The organism is Candidatus Zixiibacteriota bacterium, from assembly GCA_020853795.1.
Lineage (GTDB): Bacteria > Zixibacteria > MSB-5A5 > CAIYYT01 > CAIYYT01 > JADJGC01.
Window position 1 is genome coordinate 1 of record JADYYF010000085.1, and the last position, 6599, is coordinate 6599.

Sequence of the window (6599 nt, forward strand, 5' to 3'; positions counted from 1 at the left end):
GGCATCTGAATATATTTGCCCCCTAACTCAAGGCGGCTTCGTCGTGGATGATAAGAAAGACGAGAAGCCTGAGTATCTCAGGCAGGTGGGCCTGTTAAGTTCAATCCCGATCCTGATGGTCGTTGGGCCGCTGGTCGGGTACTTTATCGGCAGCTGGATTGACGGCTGGGCGGGAACCGACCCCTGGTTCAAAATCATCTTGATTGTGCTGGGTTTCGTTGCCGCCGGCAAAGAAATCTACAACATCGTGCGTAGAGTCAATAAGAGTTTGTAATTTTTTTCACAAGCATGGGTTTGGAGTTCATCACACGAGTCATTCGCACCAGCGCCATCACCGGGCTGGTCGTCGCGCTTTGTCTCGCGCTTTACTATGATTGGAAATTCGCCCTCGGCTTTCTGACCGGCCTCGCCTGGAGCCTGGTTAATCTCTTCTTCATTCGCCAACTCATCGCCGAAGTCGTTTCCCCCGGCAAGACCGTGCGCAAGAACATCACCGCCGCGTTCGCGATTATCAAATTCCCGCTGCTCTACGTCGCGGGCTACTTCATCATCGCCTCCGGGTGGTTCTCGATCTACGCGCTGCTGATCGGCTTCTCCTTCATGTTCGTCATCATCGTCCTCAAGGTGCTGGGCCGGCTCGTTCTCGGCCTCGATTTGCCGGGACTGAAGCATAACCACGTGGAGGGCACGCGCCCGTGAACCCCGCTCTCTTGAACGTTTTTGCCTCAACCGAGCACGAAGTCGGCCACGTTGCCGACACGCTCGCCCACGCCGCCGATTCGCTCACGCACGCGGCTGATACGCTGGCGCATGCCGCCGGCGCGCACGGTGGCGGCCATGACGGCGGCTCGCATGAACTGCCCAATATCGTTATGCTGCTTTACAAGGCGTTCGGCGAACCCTTCACCGCACTGCATCACTGGGAGAACATCTTCTTCGCCTTCCTGGCGCTGGGTTTTTTGTGCGTGATGGCGATGATCATCTACCGTAAACGTCAGTTGATTCCCGGCAAACTGCAGAACTTTGCCGAGTTGATCGTCGAAGGCCTCTACAACTTCTTCCACAGCATGCTCGGCGAACACGCCCGCAAATACACGCCGTTTCTCGGCACGCTTTTCATCTACATCCTGACGATGAACTGGATGGGGATGATCCCGTTCTTCAAAGCGGCCTCCTCCAGCGCCACCATCACCGTGTCGCTGGCCATCATCGTCTTCTTCTACTCGCAGGCAGTCGGTCTCAAGCACCTCGGCGTCGGCGGTTGGATTTTCCATCTGCTCGGCTCGCCCAAGAGCGTGATCGAATGGTGCCTGTCGCCGCTGTTTTTTGCGATCCACCTGATTGGGGAAATCGCCAAGCCGCTGTCGTTGTCGCTGCGTCTCTTCGGCAACATCACCGGCGAGGACATCCTGATCGCCGCCTTCACCGGGATCGGCATCATGGCCCTGTCCTTTATCGATTCACCCGTCGGCTTGCCGTTCCAGTTCCCGTTCTATTTCCTCGGGCTGCTGCTGTCGACGATTCAGGCGCTCGTCTTTACCTCGCTCTCGGCGATTTACATATTCCTGATGCTGCCGCATCAGCATGAAGGCGAAGAACACTAATTGAGATAAACGATAGGAGGACTCATGGATTTCAGATTTGCCTTAGCTCTGGCGCTGCCGATTGCAATCGGCCTGGCCGCCATCGGTTCCGGCTTCGGCCTCGGCCGCGCGGTCGGTTCGGCCATGGAAGCGATCGGTCGCCAGCCGGAAGCCGCCGGAAAGATCCAGACGGCCATGATCATCGGCGCCGCGTTCATCGAAGCGTTGACGATCTACGCCCTGGTGGCGTTCTTCCTGCTCTTCGGCAAGATCGCCTAATTCGAGTCATCCCCGCCGCGCCGACCGCCGACAACCGGCCGTCGGCGCGCTGCGGGCAACTCTGAGCATGAGGATGTGAACGTTGGAGCAGATACTCAAAGCCCTGAACATCGAAATTCCGCAGCTGATCACCCATATCATCGGCTTCCTGCTGGCGTTGTGGGTGCTCAAGAAGTTCGCCTGGAAACCGATCCTGGCCGTTCTCGACGAGCGCCGCGAGAAGATCCAGTCCAGCTTCGACGATATCGAAGCCAAGAAGGCCGCCGCCGAGAAATTGCATCAGGATTACGAGGCCAAACTGCGCGCCATCGACGATGAGGCCCGCCAACGCCTCAACGCCGCCGTCCAGGATGGCGAAAAAATCGCCGCCCAGATCAAGGACAACGCGCGGAACGAAGCCCGCGAGATGATGGAGCGCTCCAAGGGCGAACTCGAGCAGGATGTCGCCAAGGCGCGTATCCAGCTCAAGGAAGAAATCGTCAACATGACGATCGGCGCCACCGAGCGCATTATCCACGAGCGGCTCGATCAGCAGAAACATCGCGATCTGATCAACCGCTTTATCGATGACGTCGAGAAGGTGAAGTAAGAGGAATCCGGCTGTGGACGCCCAATTGATCGCCCGCCGCTACGCCGGCGGTCTCTTCGAATTGACTGAGGAGAAAAAGGTCTCCGACGAAGTCAACCGCGACTTCAACGAACTGGCCAACCTGCTCCGGCAGGATCGCGCGCTGCTGCAATTTCTCGCCGCGCCGCAACTGCTCGACAGCGACAAGCACGCCGTCGTCGAAACGGCCTTTCGCGGCAAAGTCGCCGACTATCTCTACAGCCTGATCCAACTCGTCGTCGCCAAACACCGCACCAATTTCCTCGTCGAAATCGCGGCCGAGTACGAGAAGCTTTACAACGAAAGTCGCGGCATCGTCGCGACCCGTCTGATCACCGCCGTGCCGCTGACCGAGGCCGAACTGGCGGCGATCAAAACGAAATTGAATCGGATCACCGGCAAGCAAATCGACCTCGAAACTGAAGTCGATCCCAAGATCATCGCCGGTGTCATCGCCATCGTCGGTGACAAAATCATTGACCGCTCCGTCCGCCACGACCTCGCGGTCCTGCGCGAACGGCTGCTGGAGCTGAAAGTTATCTGACCGCTGGGCGCGGTTTGTGCGCCCGCTTGAGATATGAAAAGAATGCTTATCATAGAGGAGCTGAGCTAATGGCTCTTAAACCGGAAGAAGTCAGTTCGATCATCAAACAGCAGATCGCTGGCTATCAGAGCAAGCTGGAAATGGAGTCGGTCGGCACCGTGCTCCAGGTCGGCGACGGCATCGCCCGCGTCTGGGGCTTGCAGGATGCCCAGATGTCCGAGCTGGTCACGTTTCCCGGCGATGTCACCGGCGTCGTGCTCAATCTTGAAGCCGACAACGTCGGCGTCGCCATCATGGGTGACGACCGCCAAATCAACGAAGGCGACACCGTCCGCCGCACCGGCCGTATCGCGTCGGTGCCGGTCGGCGAGGCCATGATCGGCCGCGTCGTCAGCCCGATCGGCGAACCGCTCGACGGCAAAGGCCCGATCGCGACCAAGGAATACCGCAACATCGAATCGGTCGCGCCCAACGTCGTCCAGCGCCAGCCCGTGAAAGAGCCGCTGCAAACCGGCCTCAAGGCCATTGACTCGATGATCCCGATCGGCCGCGGTCAGCGCGAACTGATCATCGGCGACCGCCAGACCGGCAAGACCGCCATCGCGATCGACACCATCATCAACCAGAAGGGCACCGGCGTTATTTGCATCTACGTCGCCATCGGCCAGAAGCAATCCACGATCGCGCAGGTCGTCGGCGTGCTCGAATCCCATGGTGCCATGGACTACACGATCATCGTCTCGGCTTCCGCTAATACGCCGGCGCCGCTGCAGTTCTTCGCGCCCTACGCCGGTGTGGCGATGGGCGAATATTTCATGCACAAGCAGAAACACGTACTCTGCGTCTACGACGATTTGTCCAAACACGCCGCGGCCTATCGCCAGCTCTCGCTGCTGCTGCGCCGCCCGCCGGGTCGCGAGGCTTATCCCGGTGACGTGTTCTATTTGCACTCGCGTCTGCTCGAACGCGCCGCCAAACTCTCCGAGGATCTTGGCGGCGGTTCGCTCACCGCGCTGCCGATCATCGAGACCCAGGCCGGCGACGTCTCGGCTTACATCCCGACCAATGTCATCTCGATCACCGACGGCCAGATCTTTCTCGAATCCGACTTGTTCTATTCCGGCACCCGTCCGGCGATCAACGTCGGTATCTCGGTCTCGCGCGTCGGCGGTAATGCCCAGACCAAGGCCATGAAGAAGGTTGCCGGGCGCTTGCGTCTCGACCTCGCCCAGTACCGCAACCTCGCGGCCTTCGCCCAGTTCGGCTCCGACCTCGACGAAGCCACTCAGGCGCAGTTGACCCGTGGTTCGCGCACGGCGGAAATTCTCAAGCAGGGGCAGTACGTCCCGATGCCGCTGGAAAAGCAGGTCGCCATCATCTGGGTCGCCGTCAATGGCCACCTCGACAACGTGCCGCTCGAACGCGTCAAGGAGTTCGAAGAGAAGTTTTACCCGTACATCGAGAAGAACTATCCCGATATCCTGCACGTCATTCGCGACACGCGCGTGCTCGATGATGCGACCGAAGGAAAGCTGAAGGAAGCCACCGCGAAATTCAAAGCGGAGTTCATGAAGTAATCCATGGCTAACCTCCGCGATATCCGCAAGCGCATCCGTGCCGTCAAGAGCACGACGCAAATCACCAAGGCCATGGAAATGGTCGCGGCCGCGCGCTTGCGCAAGGCCCAGCAGATGGTCGAGCAGTCGCGGCCCTACGCCGAGAAGATGCGCCTCATCCTCGAGGAAATCTCCGCGGCCGCCGCTTCGATCGAACACCCGTACTTCGAGCAGCGCGAGGTGAAACGCAAGATTCTCGTCGTCTTCACCTCCGATCGCGGCCTCTGCGGCTCCTACAACACCAACGTCATCCGTCAGGGCGTCAAATGGCTGCGCGAAAACGAGCAGTCCGAACCGCGCCTGGTGCTCGTTGGCAAGAAGGGCGAAGATTTCTTCCGCCGTCAGAAGTGGCCGATCATCCGCGTTTTCAAGGGTATGCAGGGACGCATGAACCTCGACGTCGTGCGCGATCTGCGCCAATATCTCACCGGCCTGTTCACCTCCGGCGATGCCGACCAGGTGCAGTTGCTCTACACGCGGTTCCTGTCGACGGTTTCGTATCGCGTCGGTGTCCACGGCTTCCTGCCGATCCAACCGCCGCAGACCGAAGACCAGAAAATCAAGAACTACATCTTCGAGCCCGACCCCGAGCACATCTTCGAGGCGCTCATGCCGTCGTACGCGCTCACCATCATCCAGATGGCACTGGCCGACACGTTTGCCTCCGAGCACGGCGCCCGTATGATCGCGATGGGACAGGCCACCAAAAATGCCAACGAAATGATCGACACCCTGACTTTGCAATACAACAAAGCGCGCCAGGGATTGATCACCAAGGAACTGCTCGAAATCGTCACCGGCGCCGAGGCCCTGAAGGGATAATCGATGCAATCGCACCCAACATCCATCCCTCTGTGGGTTCGACTTCAGTCGAACGGCGAAAGGTCACTGGTAGGGTCACAGGTGCCCCACCGCTTGAGGTGGGATTCCGGCGGCGGGTCACAAGTGCCCCACCGCCTGCGAAGCGTCCCGAGGAACGAGGGATTGCGGTGCGAGAGTTTTCTCCTCCCCTCGCCCTTTGGGAGAGGGGCCGGGGGTGAGGGTGTCATTGCGAGGAGCGAAGTCCACACCGTCGCGACGAAATTCGTCCCGTGCGACGAGCAAGAACGAAATATTATTCTCTCTTCATACAGGAGCTGTAATGGCTGAGAACTGGGGAAAAATCGTGCAGGTCATCGGCCCGACCGTCGACTGCGAGTTCGACTCCGACCGCCTGCCGAATCTTCTCAACGCCCTCAAGATTGAGGATCCCGCCAAGGGTATCAATCTGACGGTCGAAGTCGCCCTCCATATCGGCGACAACATCGTGCGCTGCGTCGCGCTCGCTTCCACTGACGGTCTCGTCCGTGGCATGAAAGTGCTCGACACCGGCGGACCGATCACCGTGCCGGTCGGCAAGGAATCGCTCGGTCGCTTGTTCAACCTGCTGGGGCAGCCGCTCGACTCGATCGGCGACATCCCGGCCACGACCAAGCGTTACCCGATTCATCGTCCCGCGCCGCTGCTCTCGGAGCAGGAAACCAAGTACACGCTCTTTGAAACGGGCATCAAGGTCATCGACCTGCTTGAACCTTATGCCAAGGGCGGCAAGGTCGGCCTCTTCGGCGGCGCCGGCGTCGGCAAAACCGTCATCATCCAGGAGTTGATCCGCAACATCGCTACCGAGCACGGCGGCTACTCCGTCTTCTGCGGCGTCGGCGAACGTACCCGCGAAGGCAACGACCTCTGGCTCGAAATGAAAGAGTCCGGCGTGCTTTCGAAGACCGCCCTCGTCTTTGGCCAGATGAACGAGCCCCCCGGCGCCCGTCTGCGTGTCGGCCTCTCCGGTTTGACGATGGCCGAATACTTCCGCGAGGAAGAACATCAGGACGTGCTCCTGTTCATCGACAACATTTTCCGTTTCGTGCAGGCCGGTTCGGAAGTGTCCGCGCTTTTGGGCCGTATGCCCTCGGCAGTCGGCTATCAGCCCA

The 6599-nt window shown here is 59.6% G+C and carries 9 protein-coding genes; all 9 read left to right on the forward strand.

Annotated features, from left to right (window positions below; translation table 11 throughout):
* The first annotated feature begins 43 nt into the window (after positions 1 to 43).
* Positions 44 to 274: an AtpZ/AtpI family protein gene (locus IT585_06630; protein MCC6962909.1), complete on the forward strand. Its 231-nt coding sequence runs from the start codon at positions 44 to 46 to the stop codon at positions 272 to 274.
* A gap of 14 nt (positions 275 to 288) precedes the next feature.
* Positions 289 to 699 carry a hypothetical protein gene (locus tag IT585_06635; protein ID MCC6962910.1) on the forward strand — a complete coding sequence of 137 codons (411 nt, stop codon included), beginning with the start codon at positions 289 to 291 and terminating at the stop codon, positions 697 to 699.
* Positions 696 to 1604, forward strand: coding sequence for a F0F1 ATP synthase subunit A (atpB, locus tag IT585_06640; GenBank protein MCC6962911.1), 909 nt, complete (start codon positions 696 to 698; stop codon positions 1602 to 1604). Before IT585_06635 ends, atpB begins: the two co-directional genes overlap by 4 nt.
* Before the next feature lie 24 nt (positions 1605 to 1628).
* Positions 1629 to 1862: an ATP synthase F0 subunit C gene (gene atpE / locus IT585_06645; GenBank protein ID MCC6962912.1), complete on the forward strand. Its 234-nt coding sequence runs from the start codon at positions 1629 to 1631 to the stop codon at positions 1860 to 1862.
* Positions 1863 to 1944: 82 nt separating this feature from the next.
* Positions 1945 to 2451 carry a F0F1 ATP synthase subunit B gene (gene atpF, locus IT585_06650; protein ID MCC6962913.1) on the forward strand — a complete coding sequence of 169 codons (507 nt, stop codon included), beginning with the start codon at positions 1945 to 1947 and terminating at the stop codon, positions 2449 to 2451.
* Between the two features lie 13 nt (positions 2452 to 2464).
* The gene (atpH, locus tag IT585_06655) at positions 2465 to 3013 is read left to right on the forward strand and encodes an ATP synthase F1 subunit delta (protein MCC6962914.1); all 549 of its coding nucleotides are present in this window, start codon (positions 2465 to 2467) and stop codon (positions 3011 to 3013) included.
* A gap of 68 nt (positions 3014 to 3081) precedes the next feature.
* Positions 3082 to 4590 carry a F0F1 ATP synthase subunit alpha gene (locus IT585_06660; GenBank protein ID MCC6962915.1) on the forward strand — a complete coding sequence of 503 codons (1509 nt, stop codon included), beginning with the start codon at positions 3082 to 3084 and terminating at the stop codon, positions 4588 to 4590.
* Between the two features lie 3 nt (positions 4591 to 4593).
* Positions 4594 to 5451, forward strand: a complete 858-nt coding sequence (gene atpG / locus IT585_06665; GenBank protein ID MCC6962916.1) for an ATP synthase F1 subunit gamma — start codon at positions 4594 to 4596, stop codon at positions 5449 to 5451.
* Between the two features lie 319 nt (positions 5452 to 5770).
* A partial coding sequence (locus IT585_06670) for a F0F1 ATP synthase subunit beta (protein ID MCC6962917.1) occupies positions 5771 to 6599 on the forward strand: 829 nt, incomplete at its 3' end.